This window comes from Halalkalibacter kiskunsagensis, assembly GCF_037027555.1.
In the GTDB taxonomy this organism is placed as follows: Bacteria; Bacillota; Bacilli; order Bacillales; family Bacillaceae_D; genus Halalkalibacter; species Halalkalibacter kiskunsagensis.
Genome location: NZ_JAXBLX010000010.1, coordinates 76,311 through 101,940, shown reverse-complemented (window position 1 = coordinate 101,940; position 25,630 = coordinate 76,311). Strand labels below are relative to the sequence as shown.

20 protein-coding genes are annotated in these 25,630 nt (G+C 38.8%); 1 reads left to right on the top strand and 19 read right to left on the bottom strand.

The genetic code is table 11. The annotated features are described in order from the left end of the window. Nucleotides 1–10: 10 nt before the first annotated feature. The 19 genes from SLH51_RS07945 to SLH51_RS07855 form a co-directional block, all read right to left on the bottom strand. A complete protein-coding gene (locus SLH51_RS07945) occupies nt 11–1,645 on the bottom strand; it encodes a response regulator transcription factor (RefSeq protein ID WP_335960494.1) in 1,635 nt (544 codons plus the stop codon). After that, nucleotides 1,638–3,386, bottom strand: coding sequence for a sensor histidine kinase (locus tag SLH51_RS07940; protein ID WP_335960492.1), 1,749 nt, complete (start codon nt 3,384–3,386; stop codon nt 1,638–1,640). Before SLH51_RS07940 ends, SLH51_RS07945 begins: the two co-directional genes overlap by 8 nt. A gap of 68 nt (nt 3,387–3,454) precedes the next feature. Beyond that, nucleotides 3,455–5,134, bottom strand: a complete 1,680-nt coding sequence (locus SLH51_RS07935; protein ID WP_335960543.1) for an extracellular solute-binding protein — start codon at nt 5,132–5,134, stop codon at nt 3,455–3,457. Nucleotides 5,135–5,544: 410 nt separating this feature from the next. Continuing rightward, on the bottom strand, nt 5,545–7,062 hold the full coding sequence (locus tag SLH51_RS07930) for a glycoside hydrolase family 43 protein (RefSeq protein ID WP_335960490.1): 1,518 nt from the start codon (nt 7,060–7,062) through the stop codon (nt 5,545–5,547). 29 nt (nt 7,063–7,091) lie between these two features. Beyond that, on the bottom strand, nt 7,092–8,108 hold the full coding sequence (locus SLH51_RS07925) for an endo-1,4-beta-xylanase (protein ID WP_335960489.1): 1,017 nt from the start codon (nt 8,106–8,108) through the stop codon (nt 7,092–7,094). Between the two features lie 204 nt (nt 8,109–8,312). Next, nucleotides 8,313–8,750, bottom strand: a complete 438-nt coding sequence (locus SLH51_RS07920) for an ATP-binding cassette domain-containing protein (RefSeq protein ID WP_335960487.1) — start codon at nt 8,748–8,750, stop codon at nt 8,313–8,315. Further along, complete coding sequence (locus tag SLH51_RS07915) at nt 8,747–9,184, bottom strand: ATP-binding cassette domain-containing protein (protein ID WP_335960485.1); 438 nt, start codon at nt 9,182–9,184, stop codon at nt 8,747–8,749. Before SLH51_RS07915 ends, SLH51_RS07920 begins: the two co-directional genes overlap by 4 nt. Beyond that, nucleotides 9,124–9,300, bottom strand: a complete 177-nt coding sequence (locus SLH51_RS07910; RefSeq protein ID WP_335960542.1) for an ABC transporter transmembrane domain-containing protein — start codon at nt 9,298–9,300, stop codon at nt 9,124–9,126. The genes SLH51_RS07915 and SLH51_RS07910 overlap by 61 nt, the downstream gene beginning before the upstream one ends. Nucleotides 9,301–9,446: 146 nt before the next feature. Next, nucleotides 9,447–9,929 (bottom strand): ABC transporter ATP-binding protein, encoded by a 483-nt coding sequence (locus tag SLH51_RS07905; protein ID WP_335960483.1) that lies wholly within the window; start codon nt 9,927–9,929, stop codon nt 9,447–9,449. Nucleotides 9,930–10,085: 156 nt separating this feature from the next. After that, a complete protein-coding gene (locus tag SLH51_RS07900) occupies nt 10,086–11,402 on the bottom strand; it encodes an endo-1,4-beta-xylanase (RefSeq protein ID WP_335960481.1) in 1,317 nt (438 codons plus the stop codon). A 112-nt stretch (nt 11,403–11,514) separates the two neighbouring features. Further along, nucleotides 11,515–12,405, bottom strand: coding sequence for a carbohydrate ABC transporter permease (locus SLH51_RS07895; protein ID WP_390183836.1), 891 nt, complete (start codon nt 12,403–12,405; stop codon nt 11,515–11,517). 184 nt (nt 12,406–12,589) lie between these two features. After that, nucleotides 12,590–13,501, bottom strand: coding sequence for a carbohydrate ABC transporter permease (locus SLH51_RS07890; RefSeq protein ID WP_335960477.1), 912 nt, complete (start codon nt 13,499–13,501; stop codon nt 12,590–12,592). Continuing rightward, nucleotides 13,498–16,059, bottom strand: a complete 2,562-nt coding sequence (locus tag SLH51_RS07885; RefSeq protein ID WP_335960476.1) for a DUF5696 domain-containing protein — start codon at nt 16,057–16,059, stop codon at nt 13,498–13,500. The genes SLH51_RS07890 and SLH51_RS07885 overlap by 4 nt, the downstream gene beginning before the upstream one ends. A 17-nt stretch (nt 16,060–16,076) precedes the next feature. After that, nucleotides 16,077–16,703, bottom strand: a complete 627-nt coding sequence (locus SLH51_RS07880; protein WP_335960474.1) for a YIP1 family protein — start codon at nt 16,701–16,703, stop codon at nt 16,077–16,079. Next, nucleotides 16,696–18,159, bottom strand: a complete 1,464-nt coding sequence (locus SLH51_RS07875) for a hypothetical protein (protein ID WP_390183837.1) — start codon at nt 18,157–18,159, stop codon at nt 16,696–16,698. The genes SLH51_RS07880 and SLH51_RS07875 overlap by 8 nt, the downstream gene beginning before the upstream one ends. Before the next feature lie 16 nt (nt 18,160–18,175). Further along, entirely contained in the window at nt 18,176–18,979 is an 804-nt protein-coding gene (locus tag SLH51_RS07870) for a carbohydrate ABC transporter permease (RefSeq protein WP_390183838.1), read from the bottom strand. 74 nt (nt 18,980–19,053) lie between these two features. Continuing rightward, complete coding sequence (locus SLH51_RS07865) at nt 19,054–19,935, bottom strand: carbohydrate ABC transporter permease (protein ID WP_390183839.1); 882 nt, start codon at nt 19,933–19,935, stop codon at nt 19,054–19,056. Between the two features lie 93 nt (nt 19,936–20,028). Further along, nucleotides 20,029–22,926, bottom strand: coding sequence for an extracellular solute-binding protein (locus tag SLH51_RS07860; protein WP_335960465.1), 2,898 nt, complete (start codon nt 22,924–22,926; stop codon nt 20,029–20,031). Between the two features lie 115 nt (nt 22,927–23,041). After that, on the bottom strand, nt 23,042–24,436 hold the full coding sequence (locus SLH51_RS07855; protein ID WP_335960464.1) for an ABC transporter substrate-binding protein: 1,395 nt from the start codon (nt 24,434–24,436) through the stop codon (nt 23,042–23,044). Nucleotides 24,437–24,721: 285 nt separating this feature from the next. On the opposite strand from SLH51_RS07855, the gene SLH51_RS07850 reads away from it, so the two are divergent. Continuing rightward, nucleotides 24,722–25,474 carry a response regulator transcription factor gene (locus SLH51_RS07850; RefSeq protein ID WP_335960462.1) on the top strand — a complete coding sequence of 251 codons (753 nt, stop codon included), beginning with the start codon at nt 24,722–24,724 and terminating at the stop codon, nt 25,472–25,474. Nucleotides 25,475–25,630: the final 156 nt, after the last annotated feature.

Genomic DNA, 25,630 nt, shown 5'->3' with positions numbered 1-25,630 from the left:
TCCATGAATTCTAGTTACTTTGTATCGCAAGAAGCTTATCGCGGTATTCTTTTGGTGTCATACCAGTGACTTTCTTAAAGAAGCGTGTAAATGAATGAGCTGCATTGTATCCTACAGCAACACCAACTTCGCGAACTTTTAATTCTCCATCTGTTAAAAGTTCTTTTGCTTTTCTTATTCTGCATTTGTCGATATACTCCGATAAATTTAGACCGCACTCCTGTTTAAAGAAATAAGATAAGTAAGAAGGATTAAAGTAATGAATTTCGGCTAGTCGCACTAACGATAAATCCTCACTTAAATGTGTCTCAATATAATGACAGATACGGTCTACTACGCAAGAAGCTCTATCTCTTTCATCTGTTTGCTTCACTTTAATGATTTCTTCTGCAATATGTTTTAAAAATTGAAATGCCTCTTTCATAGAAGGATGATCATCCAATCGTAATAGCTTTTCATAATTGTTCATTCTATTGTGCCACCCTTGTTTATTAATGTAGGAATACAGCACAAGTGCCATGGAAAAGTACGTTTCAACCATTTGCATAACATTACCATTGAGAGTATAGTTTGTTAGATAAACGAATTCCTCTAAAAACTCAGCTTCCCTATTTGTTTCAAGGTGAGATGCCAAAATTTCTATTTTATAGCTCGGAACCCTTCTTTCATTACTAGCAACTTCATCCTTTGTGTCTGGGCAGTCCCTCAAAATTATCGGAATACTATCTCCAATTTTTTGCTGTTGTAACTTACGTAGGCGTTCGTATTTTGTAGTTATGCCTTGCCATTCACAGCATCTGTCGCTTACCGTAAATCCAATTGTCACATTTTCGGAACGTAAACATTCCTCTTGAATAATCTCTAGTGTACCTTCCAAGAAAGGCAATAAGTGGTGATCTAATTTCTCCTTAGTCGTAGTAAAAGGTTGTATAATCCATAAAATATCACCATATTTATCTAAGATTCCGATACTATTCGTTTTTTCTGACAGATAATCTTCCCATGTAGCTCTGACAGACGATAGAATTTCTCGCCTTTCCGTATAAGTCTTGCCTATCGGATATGTTAACCGTCCAAGGACCATCAGGACACCTTTTGTTGAATCCATATTAATATTTAACTTTCTGAATTCACCAGTAATTTCTCGTTGATGTGAACAGATAGCTTTGCTATCCTGGAGAAGGTATCTCATGTAATCACCTTGCGTCAGCATTTCGTAAGCATAGATTTGTTCTTGAGATTTCTTCAACAAAAGGCTTTCGCTATTTCTCCGTTGGATTTCCGTCAACACCTCTTTAACGGTATCAGTTACCTTATCGTATCCTTCTGTTTTCAACAAATACCTTACATTAGGATTTTGAATCGCTCGATACGTATAATCAAAGCGACTATGTCCAGTTAAAAAAATCACTTTACACCTTGGCCAATAAGATTCGATACGCTCCATTAATTCCAACCCATCAATTCCAGGCATCGCGATATCTGTAAGAACTATGTCAATTCTCGTACGAGACAGCCAATCTAAAGCTTCTTTCCCTGAATATGCCTTACAGACATCTAATTCGTCTGGCATTAAGCGGCTAAATACTTCGTATAATCCATCTGCTATGATTTCTTCATCGTCTACAATCAATAATCTATACATCGGAATTCTCCTTTTCTAAATTGATTCGAACCATGACTTTTAGACCATTTAACGTACTTCTAGACAAAAATACCCCGCTGCCTTGCCCGTATATCAATTCAATTCTCCGGTGAATATTGATTATACCTGTAAGTTCCTGATTATCTTCCTTCATAGCTAAACGTTCACTTAATTTATGAATATCGTCGTCACTTAGTGTGTCACCGTTATCTTCCACAATGATAGAAAACTCATTATCATGCATTTCAAAGGTTACAAGAAGCAGACCTTGATCTGACATTTTTTCGAGACTATGTTCATAAGCATTCTCGATAATAGGTTGGACAATCAACCGCGGTACCTTAATTCGTTCCATTTCTTTAGGCAATTCATCAAATTGAACACTTATGCGTCTTGAAAAACGAAGGTTTTGAATTTCAGTATATGTCCGGGCGTGTTTAATTTCATCTACTAGAAGCACATCATTATCTCCATTTCTAGTAATAAATCGAAAATATTCACCAAGCATTTTCGTAAATAACTCAATTCGCTCCGTGTCTTCTAATTTAGCAAGTGAATTCAATATAAAAAAGCTATTATAAAGAAAATGAGGGTTGATTTGGGACTGTAACTGCTTCAATTCAGCCTTTTGCATCATCATCTTCTGTTTATAATCTTGATCAATGAGCATCTGCAATCGAATGAGCATTTTATTGTAACGGTCATATAAGAATCCAAATTCATCTGTTTTCTCGTGCTTAATCGGCATATCCAAATGTCCCTTTTCCATTCTCTTAAATCCTTGAATTAAAAGTAGCAACGGTCTATGCACCAATCTATAAGTCGAATAAGCATAGATAATTAAAGCACTGATTGAAGTAAAAGCGAATACTAAAGCCCAATTACTGAACTTATTCAGTGGTCTGCTAACAACCTCTTCCGGTAAATAACTTACGACAAAGAGACCCATTTCTTCGGAATAAGCTTTGTCGATATGGTAGTTTTCGCCTTCAACATCTACTAAATTCATAATATCTATTGATCTATTTACGGCATTTCTGTAGCTTTCTTTTATATGAGGTGACTCCTCACCTGCAACTACTATGAGACCCATTTCTTCTGATAGTAAGAAAGAGCCACTTTTTGGATATAAATTTATCTTGTCCAAAGCAGCCTTTAGTTCTTCTGTATCAAATTCAATCTGTACAACCGCAAAAGGTTCGTTAACATTATTTACTCCCATCATGGAGGTACTGAGATATAAAGAGTCTTCCTTCTTTATTAGCCGCCTTTCATTACCTTGTATACCAGAGAGAATATACTCATATTTCAAATGATCAAAATCTTGAACGGCATTTCCGGCTGATATCGTTTTGTCGATGGTGATAATATGTATAAAAATATCCTTTATATAATTGCTAGTATTCTTAATCGAGGTCAGTCGATGCACCATATAGTTCATGCTTGATTTTCTTTGCACATTATCCATTACTCCCCAGGTGAAAGCTACTTTTCTTAGTTCATTATCCTGCAAAATATCAAACTGTTGAATTTCCAACCATTGAATTTCACGATTTAAATTTTCTAAATACGAGTCTAATTGAATCAATGTATTTTTAGAGATTTCTTGGCTCGCATTATGATAACTCCAATTATACAAATAGACTCCAAGCGAGATAATCGGAAGGATGACAGCAAGATACATAACTATTAGTCGTACAAAGATCGTTTTTCGTAATGGATGAACAGGAATGCTAAACAATTAACTCCCTCCGATGCTGCTTGGTCCAAAATCTATGTTTGGGGAAATCTTACCTTATGACTATCTCTCTACTCCTCTATACTGCCTCTTTCCTTATACCACTGATTAACTTCATCCGTAATTTGATCGCCCCCCATTTTATTCCAATCATCCACAAACTTATCGAATTCATATAAAGGACGTCCGAGTATAATGTTGACATACGTTTCGTGCATAAGATTATTCATGACTCGATTCATTTCAATCATCGTCGTCGTAGGGGCTCCCACAAAGCGTTCGTACAATAATTGATCGTTTTCAATGTATTGTTCTAGGATGGCATAAGCTCCCGTAGGACCATATGTCCGCTCCCATCCCCATCCTGAATCATCATTCTTTATTAAATAATTATCAATGTTCTTTAGTATCGATTCTGCTTCCGGATTTAACTCGGAATCATCTCCTGTTCGCCGCACCTTTTCAAGTTGCCGATACGCCTCTAAATTTTTCAATGCTGGAAATGGCCTTACAGGAGAAAGCTGCCATACAGGAAATGGAGTACTGTAGTAATTTTCGTAATCGGCCGTTTGTCCCCAGTTCTTTTCTAAATATAAGTTTATCAATTTTATAATTGCTTCAGGGTGTTCATACCCTTTTCTGACAGCCAAGAACCGGTGATCTCCAAACTTTAACGGCACCTTTGTCAACTCTTCCGTATCAGAAACGATTGGGTAAGCACGCCATTCGGAATTCGGATCATTATTACGGCTGACACCAGCTAAAAAAGACCCCCATTGTTCGCCATAGATCATACCTATCTTACCCTCAGAAATTTGTTCGATGACCTTGTTTCCTGATTTAAAAGCAAAATCGCTGTCGAGTTGACCATTCTGATACATGTCTTGAAGCGCTTTCAAAGCTGTTTTGACTTCCGGTTGAACACCTCCAAAAACGAGTCCGCCAGAATCATCTTCAATCCAAATCGTAGGGTAAGCATTATAACCAGCCATAAAACCCAATATTCCCATAACGGGATCCCACAAGTGTTGAGTTATAGCAAGTCCAAACGTATCAACTTCCCCGCTTTGATTCGGATCTTCTTCTGTAAACGCCTTAGAAATGTTCAATACATCCTCCATCGTTTCGGGTGGGTCTAAGCCTAGAAATTCCAGCCAATCAGTACGAATCCAAATAAATTGTGCTCTTTCGATGGAAGGTTCTATTTCCGGTATCGCCATGAATTGACCATCGAGCGTAGCAGCTTCAAGTAGACCATTCCCTTCCTGATTCATAATTTCCTTTGTAAAGGGGGTGGCATACTTTTCAAAAACTGACGATAGGTCCTGAATCAAGCCGGCATTGCTCAACTCTCTTAGTTGCTGTGAGTTTACTCTCACCACATCAGGCAGATCTCCAAAGGAAATGGCAACAGCTAATTTCTGGTGGTAAAGATCGCCACTGGCTAGCCAATCGTATTTTATTTCAACCCCTAACTCCTGTTTAAAGAGCTCGTTCCACCGATTATCTTCCAATGTTTCCTCTGGCATCTCTTCAAGTAGATCCTCAAGACCCTTGTTTACTTCTCTTACGAAGTGAATTTCAATAGGCGGATTATATTCAGTTAGGCCAGGGTGTTGATTAACCATTTCTTCACCAATCTTGTCCAATTCTTCATCATCTTTAGTGCTGTCAGTTTGCTCACATGCTAGTAGAACTTGCATACTAAGAAAGAGAATGATAAACCCGTAGTTGAATTTGTTTAATTTCATTTCCACAAACGATCGACCCCATTTCTTATAAAGTCTCGAAACAGCGTAGTTCTCTCATTTTTGCAATATACATTTAAAATGATTATGTTCACAAAGGGACATTCATTGTAAGCGCTTTTAATTTAGCTCGTTACGAGTCACTTCTAACCCCTATTTTTTACTCCTGCAACTGCATAATTATTGAACCATTATTATTCATTCTCCTATTGGTGTGATCATTTTGCAATACACAATTTTTTAGATTCTTACTATCTCTTTGTTTCGTGAGTTAGAATATACTTTCTTCTATATATATTTAATAAAAAGACGCCATCTTCACATGATAGAAAAGTGGCGTCAAAATCTTTAATTATTTATTAGTTTACTTAACTGAATCTGCACTCCTCAAAAATGAATCAAATTATTTTTATTTATTCTATATCCTTTTTAAGATATTTAAAATAATCAAAATCTACAAAACCACTGCTTTCCTTCGTAGCATAATTGAATAGGCCAATTCTGCAGCCCATGAAATGATTCAATGTATATTTCAACTGTAATGGGGCCCCTATTTGATACCATTCCACACCATCATCAGAATAATGAAACGTTGCCAAATCTTTGCTGTCAAGGAAATCAAAATCAATTTTCAAATAAATCTGATGTCCTTCAAATCGAATGGACTCAACTGCCTCTTCGTTGCCATCATTGCCCTTGACACACATTGAAATATAACGCTCGCCAGTTTCCAAGACTTGAATACCAACTAAACCGAAATCGTGTTGTAAAGCTACTAACCCAGCTTTGTCACCTGGTTTCATATGATTTACTTTCATCAAGGTCATTCCACTGCATGCAGGTCCCTCTGTCCGTTGGGTCAATGTATTACGAGCATATTCTACACTGTGCGTTAGATAACTCGTTCTCAATCTCAAAAAGCCAGGTCGTTCCGTTAAAGACCACAATTCATGATCTGGATTATGATTCCACTGCCAATTAAGTGACAATTTATTTTCGGAGCAGTTAAATTCATCATTTCTCACCAGTGATTTAGTCTCCGACTTGGGGAGCCTTGCCACAAATTTCTCAGGTACGGTCCCATCTATTCCGAAAACAGGCCAGTCGTTGGACCATGTAACAGGAACAACACATGGAATTCTGCCGACAGCATCATGATCTTGGAACAAGAACGCATACCATTCACCTTCAGACGTATCCACAATCCCTCCTTGAGCAATTCCTTTATTGTTGTATCCCATATCATCATCAAGAACGATTCTATGTTCATATGGACCTAAAAGTTCCATAGAACGGTAGCATAGTTGTCTGCGCCGACCATTTCCAATCTTCGGCCATTCAATAAAAAACAAATAATAGTAGCCATTCAGCTTATAGGCATGGCATCCCTCACATCGTAGACCAATGCCTTCTCGTTCAGTCTCGAATAACAGTTGATTGATACCACCCTCTTTTAATGCGGTTGCATCTTCTGTCAGCTCAGTAATGCGGATGTCTCCATTTCCATAGATTACAAAAACGCGCCCTTCGTCAAACAGCATACTAGGATCATGATATAGACCTTGGATAACGGAACGTTCCCAGATTCCGTTATCAATATCTTTTGTACGGTACACATAGAATTGATTCATATCATTGCTTGAGAAACATACATAGAACGTGTCACCATGATAACGTAAGCTTGCTGCCCATGAACCTTGCCCATATATACTTTTTCCATGAAGCAAATTATGCTCAACATTATCCTCAAAAGTGTCAAATACATAATTCACGATCTCCCAGTCCTTCAAGTTCTCCGATTTCATAATAGGGTAGCCTGGCATAGAGTGCATACTAGTGCTGACCATATAAAAAACTTTTCCCACCCGGATGACACTTGGATCCGGAATATCAGCCCAGATGACAGGGTTCGTAATGGTAGTATGGCTCATTTTATTTCCTCCTAAAAATCTATCCTAGTTTATGAATTTGCTACATTTACTAATTCCCAATATGATTGCTTCGGCTTATGCTCTGCATCAAAAGGAAATGGCCAATTTTTCCTACCTCTGACTGGAAAGTTATTCAACCATGTATAATCATCAGCTGCTCCCCAGAGGGTTACCGAAGTAATATATTCACGGTATTCCTTGAACAAACGGAAGATTTCACCATATCGTTCTGCCTGACTCTCCATCATCTCGGCGGTCGGTTCCTTCAGATCCGTTCTTTGGTCATCATGCTTAAATACGGATATATCCAATTCTGTGATATGAAGCTTCATATCAAGACTTGCATATCTCTCAATTGCTTGACGAATAAGGTCAAGGGACGGGGACTCTAGATTCCAGTGTGCCTGTAAACCAATTCCATGGATTGGTACCCCTTTATCCTTAAGTGATTTTACCAGGGTAAATATTTTCTCTCTTTTTTCAGGGTCAGATTCGTTATAATCATTATAGAACAACAACGCATTTGGATCCGCAACATGCGCATATTCAAACGCTTTACTAATAAAATCCTCTCCAGCAATCTCAAGCCATTTGGACGGACGTAGCAGTTCTCCACTTTTGTCGGATATCGCCTCATTTACTACATCCCATGCATAGATATTTCCTTTATATCGAGTCATGACTGTTTCAATGTGAGACTTCATTCTTGCCATAAGCGTTTCTCGATCAACTGTATTTCCATCTTGATTTTCAAATATCCACTCTGAAGTTTGGTTATGCCATACGAGCGTATGTCCTCGTACTCCCATTCCATTTTCTTTTGCGAATGAAATCAACCGATCGGCATGATCGAACGTATACTCTTCCTCGGTAGGATGTAAACTTATAAACTTCATTTCATTCTCTGCTGTCAAGCTATTGAAATGATGCTTAAGAAGATCACGTTGCCCCTCCAATGTAATCGGATTCACTGCTGCGCCAATAAAGAAATCTTCTTTGAAAGCTTCATATAACTTTACATTTGCATTCAAACGTTGATTGTTCATTTATTATCTCCCTCTTTCTATTCTTATCTTTTAAAGATACCTAGAGTAAGTGTAGCGTGCATGTTTAGAAGCAACAACCTGTCAAACAGTTGGTGAATTACCCTTTATCTATTAGGTATTATCATCAGGAAGGGTATGAAAAGAAGTCTGTTTGCGGGTTTTAAAAAAGTGCTGAGACACATGAGCCTATAGCCAATAAGAAGATTAAATAGAGTGAACATTCTCCAATTCATCAGGCTTCATGGCTTTTAATTGTTTTTCATAGAGGTTACGGTAAACACCATTTAACTGTAAGAGCTCTTTATGAGTACCATTTTCCACAATTCCTCCCCGGTCTAATACTAATATTTGATCCGCACGTACTACAGTTGCTAAACGATGAGCAATCACAACCGTTGTACGATTTTCCATGAGTTTTTCTAAAGCTGCCGTCACGAGCGCTTCCGATTCAGCATCTAACGCTGAAGTTGCCTCATCAAGAATTAGAATACGAGGATCTTTAAGCAAAGCTCTAGCAATGGCAACTCGTTGTTTTTGTCCCCCAGATAATCTCATCCCTCGTTCACCTAGGATCGTGTCATAATCATTTTTTAACTCCATAATAAAATCATGAACATTAGCTGCTTTTGCTGCTGCAATCACTTCGTTTTTAGAAGCTCAGGCCTTCCATAAGCAATGTTCTCATACACAGTTCCAGAGAAAAGAATATTATCTTGAAGAACTAAGGCAATTTGTTTTCTAAGATCGTAAAGATCATAATTTTTAATGTTAACCCCATCAAGTAAAATCTCCCCTTCATCCGGATCATAGAAACGAGGAATTAGATTGGCTAATGTTGATTTTCCTGAACCGCTTGAACCAACTAATGCAATGACATCACCAGTTTTTGCATGAAATGAAATATTCTTTAAATCTTTGTATGTTTCGTATTCATATCCTTCAATTTCCGGTCTTCTGTTTGGTAGTATTTTAGGAGGCACTAAGAAAAACTTTTTATCCGCTTTAAATTCTTCTACTATATCTGGATCGCCGTCTTTATCTCTATTTGTAAAGATGGGGCGTTCGGATTGATACACGAAAGATACAAATATTGATCTGCTTGTTTCGTGTACCGTTTCATCTCTGTTTTTTCTCGGGTAAAAGCTTGAACAATTTTAATCCCGCTAATTCGTTCCACTAAAACAGAAGACATCCGTTCCATTTGACGATGGACAGACCTCCATGCAAAGCGAATACGGACGTTTAAATTCGTAAAAGTTAAATAACATTGGTAGAATCCACAGAGCCATAATTGCTAATCGCCAGTCTAACACAAACAACATTGCTGTCGCAAAAACACTATAAATCTACAATAATATTGATAACACCCCCTTGTACGAGATTCTGTGCCCCATTAACATCATTTAATATTCGCGAGACAACCCCGCCCACATGTTTGTTATCATAGAATTTAGGAGATAGTAATTGCAGGTGTTGATAGAGCTTTTTCCTTATATCAACAACCATTCTATTCCCTAACTTAGCAGTTACATAGTTTCTAATAAACTCCATCGTTACACCAAACAAAAATACAGCTAACAAAACTAGCACAGCACTTTGAAGAGTCCATGTATCTTCTCCTTGTAAAACGTGGTCAATCAACACAATTCCCGTTATATAAGGTGCAACTAGAGGTACAGCTAATTGCAATATACCTAGAACAATGATGATCAAAAAAACAAAGCGATAGGATCTAATGAACTGCCAATACTTTCTCAATAATTCCTTTCTATCCATTTCTTCTTTTATTGCTTTCTTGGTATTTTCCCCATCTTTATCCACCAAATTCCCCCATTAATATTCACGAAAGTCCATTATTTAAGTTTCACTTGTCGTTGAAGAAAGAGCATTTCTAGACTTTTATGAATAATGTTTTAGTAACAAAGGGAGCAGATGCCGCCAACGCAATCTGCTCACTACGAGAACCCTTTCATACGATTAGTTTTGAGGTAGCTTTGAAGGGTCGACAACGGCCCAAAACGCCGACTTTACATTAAGATTCTGATCAAACAATAACGGTGCATTTGTACGATTCACCGGAAACGAATGTAGCCAAGTGTGGTTATCAGCAATTCCCCAGAATACAACACCACTTAGTATATCCTTGTGTTCTTTAAATGCTTCGAATAATTCTTGATATCTTTCAGCTTGTTTTTGAAGTACAACTTCAGGAATATCATCGCTAAAATCACTACGGTCATTCCAAGAATAAATGCTCATATCCAATTCAGTAACTAAATTATCAAGGCCCAGTTCGCTGAATTTCTGCATCGAATCTATGATGGACGTCACAGTAGGTCCATGAATGTCGATATGCGTTTGGTGGCCAACTCCATCAATTGGTACACCCTTTTCAAGCAACACCTTTACGAGTTCATAGAGTCGGTCCCGTTTCACCGGATTGTCTGTTCCGTAATCATTAATATAGAGCTTGATCCCGGGACCTCCTGCTTCACGCGCAGCTCGGAATGCCGTCTCGATAAAGTCGGTTCCTGTAATTTGATACCATTCACTTGCTCTCATACCATCCGGATCGCCCGGTTCAATGACCTCATTCACGACGTCCCATGAAATTATATCGTCCTTATAACGACCTACTACAGTGCGAACATGTTCATCCAAACGTTCAAGCAACAGTGTTTTATTCGCTTCACGTTTTACCGGATCGGTTTCATCGACCATCGGTTTGCCTTCAGAATCCTTAAAGAACCAGTCGCCAATCTGTGAATGCCAAACTAACGTGTGAAATCGTACCTCCATGCCGTTCTTTCTGGCAAATTCAACAATTTGATCTGCATTCTCCCAATTGAAGTTACCCTCAGAAGGTTGAATCGCATCTGGCTTCATCACGTTCTCAGCTACTAACCAGTTTACGTGCTTTTTAAGGAGATCTGCCTTAAGTCCGGTCGTTTGGAAAGGTTCAATTGCTGCCCCCATCGGGAAATAATCAATATACGTTTCAGCAAGTGAAGGTATATCCTCCTCAACAGAAGGAACAGGAGGTGTTTCAATCACGATAGATTCCGAGTTATCAGTAATATCATCTTCCTCAACCACTGAATTTTCTTCTGAATCGGAAGCACTCTCTGCACTATCCTCTATATCAATCTGTTGTGCTGGCGCAGTCACAGGTTCACTACTTTCGATATCTTCCATGCTTGATTGGCATCCACTTAGAAGCCATAATGAAAAGATTAATATCAGTGCCGCGGTATGAATAATAAACGTTTTTTTCTTTTTACAAATTTTATTCATCAGGATTAGTCCCCACCTCTCTATAACACCTCAATAACGGCCATGAAATTAAAACACCTTACGGACCTATTAAAAAATTTCCGCAAGGTGCTGAGCTGTGCAAAGAAAAAGCTTATCCGACAACCCCACTTCTTTCAACACTTTGAACGAAGTAACGTTGAAGGAATAGATACATAATGATTAGCGGTAGCATAGAAAGTAAAATACCAGTGTCTTGCACCATGCTTTGGAAGAATGGATCATTACTGCCTGCTTCTCCCTCGAGCATGATAGCCAAGTTATATGGCAAAGATGACAATTGCGTTGCTAACACGTTACTTGATGTCAAATACGTTGTCGTATAGAATGTGTCATTCCACTGCCATACAAACGAGAAAAGCATAACTGTAACCATTGCTGGAATAGCGTTTGGCAACATGATTCGAAAAAACGTTGTGCCAACGCCAGCTCCATCAATATATGCTGCTTCCTCGATAACTTTTGGTATCCCCTTGAAAAATTGTCTAAAAATAAAGATGAACAGACCTGCTTTAAGGGAAGTTGCAGTAAGAGATGTCAAAATAAACGGCCAATAAGAGTTCAACAAATTTACCGAATCCCCAGTTAATAGTGGAATGATTCCCATCAAGGTAAAATCTCTTAAATTCATGTATATCGGAATAAGGATCGTTGTAGGCGGAACCAAGATCGTAAGTATGACACCTGCAAAAAGCAAATTGCCTCCTTTTATCTTCAGCCGAGCAAATGCGTAACCTGCTAACGCACAGGAAGCAGTTGTTAAGATCGTTGTGATTCCAGCAAGGAGAATCGTGTTAAGCAATGTATTCCAATAATCCATAATCGATATAGCATTCCTAAAATTATCTAGTGAAACATTCTCAGGAATCCATACGACAATCGGTGAGTAAAGGTCTTGTTGGTGCTTTAACGCCGTCGATATTTTCTGAAGAATGGGATATAGGATGACAAACGCTAATCCAACAATTAGAACGAAGCGTACCATCGACCATAGCCAACGCTTCCAATTGTCTAGAGATGATAATTTAGATATTTTCAACTCGTTCCCCCCTATCTTGTTAAGTTGATATTTGAATTAAGTTACATGTATTCATATTTTTGCACTTCTAATGATAACGAAACTATTCGGCTTTCTTGTCCTTCCAAAATCGTTTTACTCCTAGACCACTCTATTCTTGGTAGAAGACCCTTTTCGATATGAAATACGTACTAACTACTAAGATTAACATAATGGAAAGAAAGTAAAGCCACGCCATAGCCGAGCTAAGCCCAAAATTGAAGGTATCAAAGCCTGTTGACATAATGATATCTGTTACTGGACTCCTCGAAAATGAATCAATAATCGTATAAATTACATTGACAAGGATAAGCGGGCTAACCATCGGTAACGTGATCTTCCAGAATGCTTCATACCCAGTGGCTCCCTCAACCTTAGACGCTTCATAAAGCTGAGGTGAAATCGCCTGGATACCTGCAAGGAAGATTAAGATCTGAACCCCAGACTGACTTACAATGTCATAGATGCGATTAACTGCTCCGGTAAGATACATAACAATATTTTCATGAACTCCAGCTCTTAGCATCATTCGTTCAAGTTCAAAGGATGATAGAGCATTGATAGCTCCACTTGAACCCCCATTCTGTTGATTAACCGCTTGCACAAGGCTTGTCGCTTCTAAGCTCACAATAGCCCCAGATGCCAGTATGACCGGAAGGAAAAAGATAGCTCTAGAGACCGTTCTACCAAAGAACTTCTGGTTCAGTACTACTGCCAAAAACAAACTAAAAATAACGATTAGCGGTACATTTACCACTATATCTATAAGTGATTCCACTAATATACGGTTAAAACTTGTATTAACCGTTAAAGCCTGTACGTAATTAGTAAAACCGACAAAGGTAATTTGCATACCTTCAGAACTTGCTTCGATCGTACTTAAGCTGTATCGTAAAGAATTTACCAGTGGAATCATAAAGAAGACGATAAAACCGATTAACCAAGGCGAAACAAAGAGAAATCCCCAAAGCGCCTTTTGTCCTTCATATGTCTGAAATGACTTCCCCATTTTTATGGATTTCATAGACCCTCACCACCTGTTATATAGCCTTGGGCTTCTACCGTCTTTCCTTCAACCGTCATGGAATGACGATTATAGTTTACAATTACAAACATCCCGTTGTTATATACAGTCTTGTAAACTCCCTCATCTAGTTTTTCATGCAATAAAATCGGTTCATTGTTAACCTTGCTTAAAATGTCGTTTAGTTCATGGTAAATTTCCGTGGCCTGGTCGATCCATAGCTCGTAATTAACGGCATATAAATGGTTGAAATTCGTATCCTTGACCTTGTAATTCGGTTCATATATCCATGTAAAATAAACGTTCGAACCATACTCTAGATTTCTCAACACATATTGCCTCACATCGGAGTAATTAGATAGGTTATACGGTTCCCCTGTGTAATCTATATGTCCTCGAATCACCATCTGATAGAAAGGAATGACTTCATCAACAATCTTATAACCGCTGTTACCTAGTGGTGCATTCGTAATATGTGACAAGTAAGGTAAGGAATAGGCATTACCTCCGTTAGCCATGATATTCATATCTTCTTCACGAATCTTGTCTAACGCCTGCAGGGTATAACTCTCAGACTCTGACCGATGAATCTGATTATTTCTCCTGTAATCACCATTAAGTTGGTTAGCCATATCTCTCAGCGAGATTCCACCTGTCTCAAATTCACGTAAGTCTTTTAGCATGTTCTCCGTATACTGTTCTACAAGCTTCGGTGATAGAATATAGGACGGTGATTTTGATCGATCACGTCGATTCAGCGTCAAATCCATTGGATATAACTCAGCAGGAAGACCTGATAATGTTCTTGATGCTTCGCGAGATTCTCTGAATCCCGACCCTGAATTGACTGTCAGAATACTAACACTCGGGAAGAATTCAATCCCTTCTTCTTGAGTAAATGAGGCGAAATTGCGCATACCATTACTTCCTCCAACTGCTTTGTCGACTGAGACTTTGTTTGGGACTTTATGATTCTCTCCTCCATTAAACCAGCCCGTATAATTCAATTTAATATTAGAAATCTCTCTATTCTGCATTTGGTTAATAATGCTTTCTGCCTGTTCAAATGTTGTTAGAGGTTCAAGTGCTTGATACGGAATGCCAGCTAAATGCTTCCTTTTAGAGATGCTTCCCACAAGCTGTAAATAGAAAGGACTATCATTCGTTTCACTAACAACCTGTCTATCGGGTAACCCATTATTTTTTACCAGATAATCCTGATAATACCCTGCCATTCCATTATAAGAAGCGCTTTCACCACTTAAAAATGCATAGCGTACTGTGAAGTCTGTCCTCATCGGATCTTCTTGGAATTTTGGTAATGTCCGTTGTTGCTCATTCGCATTTAACGTCACATCACCCTTATTTACTACATAGAAGCTTGGGTAAACGTAGTTATAACTATTTAATCTGCCGTTGATATCTGCGTTAATTCTCGCAACTGAGGCACCCTCTTCTATAATTCCAAATAAGGCGTCGTCCTCCTGAATAATTCCGAATACAGGCAATCTGACCTTTTCTTCGCTACTATTACTATCATCTGTCACAGACAAAGTTAAATCTGATCCGTATATTGATTGCCTGTATGACGGGTACTGTGTATTTCCACTATTAAAGTGGATGAGAGCACCTGAACCGTCTGGTACAAACAATGATCCTTCGTCTTCTGCCCCACCAGCACCAAAGAAATTCATGAAAGAAACCATATTTACAGGAAATTTATCAGGGAATTCAATACTAGAAACTGGAACATGCACAACAAGATTATCGTTGTCCAACGTATATTCTATTGATGCTCGGAAAATACGTCCCTCATTTGTTTCTTGAGTAAAATTCAGTTCTGCCATATCCTGTGCCAGGTCCTCTTCAGTGTATCCTGCATCCTCAAACGCCTGTAATGCACGTTCCAATTGAAGTCCACTTAGCGCACTGTCATTTCTTTCATATACAGCTTTTTCCGAATTCTCTCTGTATGCAATCAATAAAGCACGCTGCCCCGTTGAATCCAATCTGCTTGACAACTCTTCAAATCTATCAACGCTTAACATGAGGGGTAAATCTTCTGCTCCTCTCTCAGCTTTTCCGAAAAGATAAGAAGCCCTAACACCATTTGGAATCTCTTCAAATGTAAACTGTTCGTGCACCACACTGCCCCCGTAAGAATTGATGGAGCTTCTTTGTCCGAAATTATTAAAGAAATCTAACTGCATCTGAGAGCCTAATAAGGCTTTGTTTTCTCCAGATGCGATTGAATCCTGCTCCCAGTTCTGAGGATTACTATGCCAGATCTTTCCACTATTTTTATTATGAACGGCAATTGAGCCGTTTATATCATCTACAAACAATTGCAGATAATCATTTTCTGCAATCCCTTTCATTCCGCCAATGCGATCATCGGAGAAAGAGGCTTGCAATGCTTCTCCCTGTACAAATACCGGATCAACTTCATCACCATCCGTTTCACTGATTGAACTGGGTTCTGAACAGCCTACTAAGATGATGGTAAAGAGAAAGCACATAAGTAGTAATATTTTTCGTGTTTTTCTATCTACACCCATTTTTTTACCACCCCTTCTTAATACCTATTGACAATTTCTTGATAGATTACGCCGAAGAAAGCGACCATCTGTTGAATCAGGCTAAAGAACAATAAGCATAGAAATGCCATAAAGCCCATTGCCACTATTGTCAGTAAGATGGTCCCGACTGATTTGGACGGAGTATATTGATGCACCGTCATGTTTCCGATAAACAATAGAAAGACAAACCAGAGAACCGCAAAGCTAGTAAAGAAGTAGTAGAACATCGTCTCTTGCATCGATATCAAATTGCTTAACCAAATCCACGGGAAGTTAATGATAACAAGTGGACTTAATGCAAAGCATGTAGATGTAAAAATTTCAACAAACTTCCCTTCCCCGTCCATTAAAGTTGTTAGTGACCAATTAGCCACACACCAAAATAATACCGGTATAATGACGTATAGAATTTCCATTAAGCTGTTCATGTTCTCCGGATTATACAAATTAACGAGAAAGCCACTGTACTGACTGCTCAAAACATTCGTGACCACAAGCAAGAACAAAATGGCAAAGGAAATAATCAGATTCATTCGCTTACTATATTCATATTTCAAATCCCAAAACCCGTTAAAAGGATGAAAGATAAGGTGAAATGGGTATTTAATCATCTCTCTATTCAATTGAAACCCCCCTCTTTCTCCATTTTACTTTTCGGTAGATCCTAAAGCTCACAGCACCTACAGCTACTAACATAAGTACCGTCATAATCGTAGAAAAATGTTCTCGAAGCACTTCATTTCGGTAAAGCAAGAAGGCCTTCGAATAATTAGTTCGATCGTAACTTTGCTCAAAGTTATGCATTGCTTCCTTGTAATCCCCTTGGCGTAACAAGGCTTTGCCAATGCCGCTATAAGCGAAATTAAGATTGGCATTCATGTTGACAGTTCGTTCAAAAAGATCATTCGCCTTTTCTTCATCACCTCGATAATAACTTCTTACAGCCTCAGTGAGTGTCCGGCCATATTCAGTTGTGCGGAAAACGGTTATTTCGCCTAATGCCCTATCCAACACGAGAAAATCTTCTCCAAACCAACTGATCGCAACAGGGGTATTAAATTTACCTAATCGATTCCCCAGACCACCGAACATGTACATTAAATGTCCATCACCATCGTACGTAAAGATTCGACCTCGCCTAGAATCTAGAACGGAATAGATCTCGCTGTCCGTAACAGAAATATCAGTCAGCCTAGAAGGACCTAAATCATGCTCATATCGAATATCACCAATAGGACTGAAATACCCTTCTCTTCTTAAGATATCTGTTCCCCTTGCATTAAGCTTTTTGATACTATCGTTTGAGCCATCGGTACTAGTTGCATAGAGAAATCCTTGATCATTAATATCTAAATTTGAAAATTCCGTTGGTATAAACATCCTCATTTGGCTCCGTTGCTCTCTTGTTGCAACACGACTCCAAAAATATTCGATCGGTTCAATCTGTACTCGGTTTGCACCTATGAATGTGGTGAAATCCCCCTCGATGTCAAATTCCATAAAACCATCAAATACTCCTGAAGCTAACACATAGATCCTGTTAGCATTATCCACAACAACTCTTTCAGGTTGAAATACAAAATCTTCTCTTATAAGGTCGGACTTTGGTTCCTCGATAATTTTCACCAAATTAAAATGTTGATCCAAATGAACCACACGATGATTTCCGGTATCAGCTATCAGAACGTGTTTTTCATTCGTTACGAACACACCACGTGGATTGGAAAATGTATCATTTTTCCCTCCATGAAGAAAGGAATCAATTGTATCAACCATATTAAATTCTTTATCTATTATCACGACACGATTGTTACCAGTATCGATGACATAGATAAAATTATCGTTTGTTACATACAGGTCATTCGGTTCTCTGAGCGCTTCGATCCCCAAGCTTGCGCCGTTCACCAGCTGTGTTGCTTGGAAGGCAGCTGGAGCTGGAACGGATTCTCCCCAGAATGAATAATTATAAGAATCGGTACCAGTATCTGCTCGTACTGTCATTGGTTCCGTACTTATAAACAGGAGAAAATAAAATGCAGGTAGAAGGAATGCGCTCAACTTGGTTAACATTTTCACTATCGTGCACAACTCCCTTCTAATCTTTTATCCCTGAATTAGCCATGGTTGAGATAACACTGCTCTGAGAAATAACAAAGAGCGTAATCGGTACAATCATCAAGAATAAGGCGACCGCAGCTCCGACACCTGCTCTGGCAATCCCCCCCAGTACAATCTGCTCTAGTGCATAGTTTAGTGTTTTTAAACTCTCACTATAAATGAAGTTTCCTCCATTACTTCCCCACAACATTGGAAACTGTAGAATCATTAACGTTAACCATGCTGGCTTCACATTAGGCATGACAATTGACCAAAAAATTCGATATTCGTTAGCCCCATCAATTTTAGCCGCCTCTAGTAAGGCATCTGGTATTTGTTCCATAAATTGCTTCATCAGGAATAACCCAAGCGGGAACGCCATGGCTGGTATGATTAGCGATGCGTGGGAATCAACCCAACCGAGCCACGACATTACCATATAATTAGGAATCGCCGTAACGTGCGGCGAGAACATTAAAGCTAATATGACAATGGAAAAAATCGTTTTCGAACCCGGGAAACGGTATTTTGCAAGTGGATATGCCGCAGCTGATGCCAGCAAAATATGTCCGACAGTACCTACAATTGTAATGATCAAAGTATTCGCAAAATATCGAGAAAGCGGTACCCATGAATTCCCCATAATCGCTATTAAATCAAAGAAATTATCCATGGTCGGATTTCTAACGAAGAAGCGTGGTGGAAATAAAAAGATTTCATCCAGTGGCTTGAATGCATTATTTATGGCATATACTAACGGCAACGCCATAAAAGCACCAAATACGGCAAGGAGAGCAAACATAAGACAGCTTACAGTAAACGAACGATTCAGACTTTTCTCAATTCCGAAAGTCTTCCTTATTTTTCGAAACAATGTCACTCACCTACCTTTCTTAGTACTTTTTGTGTCACCAAGTTCGTACCAACCATAATTGCAAACAGCACTGTTGCGATCGCAGAAGCATACCCCATCTCAAATCGAATTGATCCATAATCCATAAGATGAGTGACGACAGTATGAGCTGCGTAGTTAACACTTGGAAAACCAGCTAGTGCAATCGAGATATCGGCGACTGCGAACGCCATCGTAATCTGCATAACAGCCCCGAATAGCAACTGAGGTTTCATAGATGGAAGTGTAATGAACCAAAGCTCCTGCCATCTATTTTTAATCCCATCTACAGCCCCTGCTTCAATTAACGAACGGTCAATTGTTTGAAGACCGGCAATAAACGCAAGAAAAGCAGTTCCTAAGCTTAACCATAATTGAACGATGATAACAACCCATAGAATGTACTGTTCATCCCTCAACCATTGAATCGGCTCTAAGATAAAACCAGCGCTCATTAGGAAGCCATTCAAGTAGCCATAACTGTCACCAGAAAAAATAATAAGCCATATAAAGAAAACATTCCCCGAAAGTGAAGGCGCGTAAAAGACAAGTGTCATAAACGCCCGAACCTTCGGTGAAAGCTCATTGATAATCCATGCAAACAGAAAACAAGCAATATAACTGACAGGACCTGTTATGACTGCAAAAACAAACGTATTTTTCAGTGCAATCATGAAGATATCATCATTTAAAAATAGTCTAGAATAATTATCCCATCCGACGAAACTCGGTAGTTCTAACATATTAAAATGGAAAAAGCTCAGTACGAAAGAAACAACTACAGGGATGAGTGTAAACAAAGTGAATATAATAAAATAAGGAGCCATCAAAATGTAGTAATGTTTCCCTCTTTTTAACTCCTTCATAAATTTGGCTAATCGGGTTTCCTTAGCCTGATAGATGGAGCCTGTTGCGGGTTGTTGATTTATTTTTGTTTGCACCTGCTTCCACCTCCTATCCTAATTGGGTAAATTAAATTCTTTTCGCTTAATTTCAATTTCATCATTAATGTATAAAATATAATCCGACAATGCTTCGCGAGGATTCTCATTTGCGTTAACAACTCGTCTAAAAGCGTTGTCCAAATGTCTTCCCGTAAAATATCCTCCTGGAACTTGAGGTATTCCATTTACCCACTGCCACTGACTCTCTAGATTGTTGTAATCCTCCACTGGCCAAGGCAATTGTTCAAGCGCTTCGATGTTGGCAGTAGGATACCGCGCTGCCTCTCCCATCAAACCTTCCATCTCGCGACCGAAAGCAATCTGGGTATCGCGATCCGTCCACCATTTCATGAATTCCCAAGAGGAATCCTTATCATCCGCATTTTCAAGCATCATAACTGCAGTTGTGTGGCTAGCTACACTATGATTAATCGTACCGTCTTCCATTTCTGTTCCAGGAACCATCGTGAAGTCCCACATTCCCCTGATTTCAGGTGCTAACACGGTCAACATGTTATAAGTAGTGTAATCAGCAATGCCTATTGGCATCTCGCCAACGCGGAACCGGTTTGGAAAATCAGCCATTAACGGGAACCTATAGTTGGTGTAGAAATTAGTCCAATCTCTAAAGGCTTCCATGGAGATCTCGGAATCCAACGCACTTGCCTTGTTATCTTCTTGGTAAAACTGTCCGTCATTTTGATACAGCAGCATGGCAAAAGTAGAGTTTGGCACCAAGTTATGTTGAGCTTGCTGCATCATCGGGTCGTCTATTGGTAAAAAGAATTCCAAATTATGCTTCTGTAGAACGGAAATCATATTATAAACTTCATCCCAAGTTTTAGGCGGTGTCAAACCAAGTTCCTCAAGAATATCCTTGCGGTAGAACAACATTGGGAATATTTGTTGCTCAGGAAGACCATACACGCCCCCATCATATAAATATGGCTGTAATCCACTGTCACGGAACCGCGTTGCGACTTCCTCATAATCAGGAAAACCCGACAAATCAGCTGATGCGTTCCTCATAGCATAGTTGACAGGCATATCTTCACCAATCTGTAAAGCAACGTCAGGTCCTTCATTTGCAAGTGTAGCTGGCAATAGAATTCCGGCAGGAACTAGCCTTAAATTTATCGATATATTACTCTCAGGTGTAAACGTTTCGTCAATCAAGCCTTTCAATACTTGAGCCTGATCTCGCCCAGTCGTAATCCATACATCAACCGAACGATCTAACGTTGCAATGTTGCCTATACTGTCATAATCCATCGTATATGAAGTGACAAATGCTCCTACCTCATGTTTAGCCCTTTCAAACAATGTGGCTTTTGCTCTAACAAGCTCGTGATCAGGAGAAGAGAAAACAAGATAATCTAAAGTAAGTGGTTGTTCACGAACAGTTAGGATAAATGTTCCTAGACCACCGACAGTTAATTTGAAGTCATCTAGGCGCCGTGCAATCGTTTCAGGAGCCCTCACCATGTCCTCAAGTTGTCTAACCATTGAGTGAAGAACTGCCACTTGATCACTTCGCTCTCCGGTTTGTTCCACTAGATAATCTGCAACACTCTGAATAATCTCCGCTTGCTCTGAAAATCCTTCTATCAGACCAGGGATTCGTCTTTCTAACTGGTAATCACGATATGGATCAGGTGTGTTAGAGGTAATCATCAATATCTGTCTATACATTTCGTTAAGCTGTAGAACACTCGATTCAACCGTCCTTAAAACAGGCGCAAGTTCACCTAGCGAAACAGTCATTCGAATCCGATGTGTTCCCTCGGACAAATGAAATAGGTAAGGTTCCTCTTCACCTAGTATTTGATTCTCCCAGTCTCGATTAAAATTAAATCGAATTCGTTTCATTTCTTCAAACGGATATTCTCCATTTATTGTAAGGCTCCTTGTCGCGTATAAGCCACGAAGCTCATGTTGCTTACGTTTCAAAACGATTTCGTATAGCCCTTCCTCTTCTACTTCTACCTCCCATTCAATCCACTGACCTGGTAGCTTCCAATTCAGGCCTCCAATTGTATTGATTCGAATATTTGAAACATGGTATGGAGAAACCGTCGGACTTGACCGGTCAGACAGCGGGAATAGTGTCGGCGAAGATTTAGTTACTGCATCTTGTCCCTCGATTTGAATATATTGGTTATCCACAGGCTCTAGCCCTTGATCCTCATATTCTTTCTTCACTTCTTCATAAGTCTTGACGGACTTTTCTTGATACAGCTCGATGTAATCGATAGCCATAGGTTCACGTAAAGCTGACAATGAGATGCGTTGCACCCCTTCATCAAAATAAAAAGAATAAGGTTCCTCAAAATAACCTTCACTATCCTTAAAAGACATTAACACCCATTCAGGGCGCTCCACTTGTCCAGGACGTAATTCGTTTCCTCTGTCATCTTTTTGAATTTCTTCAAATCTATTACCCCAAACACGATCAAATATCAATGAATCAGCACCATGAAAAGAGGTTTCTCCATTAATAGTGAGCGATCTCTCAATCGAAGAACTCTTTCCTTCCAATGGGTAATAATGAATTCTGATATTGTACAAGCCTGGATTATCAATTTGCAGATCCCAATCAATAGAACCTTCTTCGGGTGTGAGAACAGCTTTTCCATTCAATCCTTCAAATTGATCTATTACTTGGAAACCTTCTCCATTTGTCTCAACATAGTCCTCCGCCTCGATACGTATAATTTCATCCGGACGTTTCGCTCCTAAATGGATATTTACATAATTTTCATAACTATCTTCTCTAGTTTCATGAATAATAGCTTCAAAGTCAGTCATTGCCTGAACGTGTCCATGATCGGATGATTTTGAAGGGTTATAAGCCCAAATACACGAAAAAAACAAGGTAATAGCTAATATGACCAGGACAGTTTTCTTTTTCATAATGTGCAACTCTTCTCCCCTCCTATAGCAAGAGATTCCAAATAATGAATCGGCCCCCTATCACTGAAACAAGTTCAGTGAGAAATAATAGGGGCCATGTATCAATTGATATTAGTTAGTTTGTACCATAAACTTCGTCAATTGCTGCTTGGAACTGTGATGTATATGCTTCAACAACTGTAGATACCGAAGTACCCTCTAATAGTTCAGCTTCTAAACCAAAATATTCCAAATTAGGGAATGTATCGTGACTTAGTACAATCATGTTAGGTGCAACCAGCAAAAGATTATCAATGTCATCTTGATTTGAATAGTTGGTCTCATAACTTGCCTGACCAGGGTAATCATAAATGGAATCAATATCATTAATTTTCTCCCAGATATAAAGTAGCTGTTCTGGATTTTCTACCGCCTTCGGAATCGTCAATGCTTGCAATGCCGGTTCAACAGAATGATAGGTCGTAGCACTTGGACCTTTCGGGAAAGGAACGAAACCAATTTCATAATCAGGCATATCGTTTCTTAAGCCACCAATTTCATAATCCGCACCTGCGAACATCAACGTATTACCCTGGCGGAAGAACTGACCAGGCTCCGTCCAATCGCCGCCTTCTGTTGGTCTTGCTACTTCGTCATTAACTATTTGTGATACAAAATTAAGGGATTCAAGAGTAGCAGGATCCTCGAGATTCTGCTGATCTCCCACAGTAAGACCCGTATTGTTTGAGTACAGGGCAGGAAGAAGAACCGAACGATTTGCAAGCCCCCAAGTATCTACTTTACCATCGTTATTCGTATCTTGATTGGCCTCTTTGGCGACTTCAATGAAAGTTTCCCAATTCCAGTTATCCTCGTTAACATAATCCTGCAACGGTTTCATACCTAGTTCATTCATCAAAGTTCTGTTGTAGAATATTCCTTGAATTAGATTGGACTGAGATTCAGTAAAAGCATAACCTCGACCTTCAAACGTGTAGAGATCATTTGTTATAAGCTGGTTGAATGCATTAGGATTCTCAGTATATTCGTCGATCGGCCACAAAAGATCTTGTTGTACTAATGTTGGAATTGTGTAATTTTTTCCTAATCGTACGATATCTCCTAATGGCTCTCCCGCTAATAAAGATGCGGTAACTCTTTCTTGATATTCACCGTAATCAATTGCAATATATTCTATTTCAAAGTTGTGTTTCTCCATTAATTCTTCAAGGTTTTGCTGACGCTGAATATTATCTGGATTGTCATCTGGAATCGTCATATCCCACCAAGATACGACTTTAATTGTTTTTCCTCCCAAATCAAAATCCATTTCAGGAGTTTGATAATACGCATTCTCCTCTTCCTTTTCTACATCATTACCTGTTTCTTCTGATGTGCCATTTTCAGTACTATCATCTGCCTCCTCGTTGGTACTTTCGACGTTCAATCCATCGCCGACACTGTCGTTGCTGCAAGCTGCAAGAACTAGGAATAAAACAAGTAATAGCGACAAAATTTTGTAAGCTTTCATTCGAATCCCCCTTTTTCAATTTTTTGTAACAAGTTGTTTGTTACACCACTTAATATAGCGCTTTCATTTTCGAGCAACAACCTGTCTCACACTAGCTATTTTCACCCACCAAACTCTAGATGCCCCTATCTATAGCCACTTCTCAACCGAAAGTCTATCTCAACATATAAACATCTGTATACAATATAAAGAAAAGCACATTTTATAAAATTACAAAATGTTACATAATGAAAGCGTATTCTAATTTTAGAAAATTCGAAACAGTTTCATTAAGGGGGAATGATCGTGTATAAGATCATGCTTGTTGATCCAAATCAATATTCGAGAGAAAAGATGAAGAAGATGCTCGATTATAAACAGTGCGGTTTTGATTTGCAGGACTATGCTGAATCGCAGGGAAGCGCCTTAGACTTAGTTAAAAAACAACCATACGAACTTATCATCATTAATATGACTCAATTGAACCAAGAGGGATTGCAAGTATGTGAAAATATACGAAAGGAAAGCTCAATTCCAATCATTCTCATAGGAGGTAGTAAGAATTTTCAGCTTGCTAGGAAAGCATTGAGTCTTCGAGTAAGTGATTACTTACCTGATCCGGTGGAACCTGATGAATTTAAGACATGTTTATTTACCATAAAACAAGATATAGAAGATTACGCTATTACTCATAGAAAAAGCAAGTTAGCAAAACGAACCATTCATTCCAATAAGTCCACGACAAATATTATTGAGAAGGTAAAGACGTATGTGGAAGAGGAAATTAGTGAGAACATCACCTTGAAGAAAATCTCTGACATTTTGAACTATAACTGTTCTTATTTGGGGCAAAAATTCAAATTTCAAGAGAAAATGACTTTTAACGAATACCTCCTACAACAACGCATGGAAAAAGCTAAGCTTCTACTTGACAACACAAATATGAAAATTTATGAGATCGCTAATGAAGTCGGTTATTCAGAATTGGACTGGTTCTACAAGAAATTTAAAGCGTACACAGGTGTAAGCGCTAGTGAATATAGGAAATTATCCGTTTAATATAATTATTTATCTGTTACTATTCTTTGAGAGATTAATACTACCAATTCATTTATAAAATAAATAACAAGATGTAGAACGTAATCCGAGTTGCGGATCGTTCTTTTTTTTGAACTCTGTTATTTTCCCGGAGGAACCCCGCACCTTCCAGACGAT

What these genes read in the sequence shown, in the direction of transcription:
- SLH51_RS07895 (WP_390183836.1), bottom strand. Translation starts at nt 12,405, where the DNA reads ATGGTACGCTTCGTTCTAATTGTTGGATTAGCGTTTGTCATCCTATAT.
- SLH51_RS07865 (WP_390183839.1), bottom strand. Translation starts at nt 19,935, where the DNA reads ATGAAGGAGTTAAAAAGAGGGAAACATTACTACATTTTGATGGCTCCT.
- SLH51_RS07890 (WP_335960477.1), bottom strand. Translation starts at nt 13,501, where the DNA reads ATGAAATCCATAAAAATGGGGAAGTCATTTCAGACATATGAAGGACAA.
- SLH51_RS07910 (WP_335960542.1), bottom strand. Translation starts at nt 9,300, where the DNA reads ATGTCTTCTGTTTTAGTGGAACGAATTAGCGGGATTAAAATTGTTCAA.
- SLH51_RS07860 (WP_335960465.1), bottom strand. Translation starts at nt 22,926, where the DNA reads ATGAAAAAGAAAACTGTCCTGGTCATATTAGCTATTACCTTGTTTTTT.
- SLH51_RS07945 (WP_335960494.1), bottom strand. Translation starts at nt 1,645, where the DNA reads ATGTATAGATTATTGATTGTAGACGATGAAGAAATCATAGCAGATGGA.
- SLH51_RS07930 (WP_335960490.1), bottom strand. Translation starts at nt 7,062, where the DNA reads ATGAGCCATACTACCATTACGAACCCTGTCATCTGGGCTGATATTCCG.
- SLH51_RS07935 (WP_335960543.1), bottom strand. Translation starts at nt 5,134, where the DNA reads ATGAAATTAAACAAATTCAACTACGGGTTTATCATTCTCTTTCTTAGT.
- SLH51_RS07885 (WP_335960476.1), bottom strand. Translation starts at nt 16,059, where the DNA reads ATGGGTGTAGATAGAAAAACACGAAAAATATTACTACTTATGTGCTTT.
- SLH51_RS07925 (WP_335960489.1), bottom strand. Translation starts at nt 8,108, where the DNA reads ATGAACAATCAACGTTTGAATGCAAATGTAAAGTTATATGAAGCTTTC.
- SLH51_RS07870 (WP_390183838.1), bottom strand. Translation starts at nt 18,979, where the DNA reads ATGTTTGCTCTCCTTGCCGTATTTGGTGCTTTTATGGCGTTGCCGTTA.
- SLH51_RS07900 (WP_335960481.1), bottom strand. Translation starts at nt 11,402, where the DNA reads ATGAATAAAATTTGTAAAAAGAAAAAAACGTTTATTATTCATACCGCG.
- SLH51_RS07855 (WP_335960464.1), bottom strand. Translation starts at nt 24,436, where the DNA reads ATGAAAGCTTACAAAATTTTGTCGCTATTACTTGTTTTATTCCTAGTT.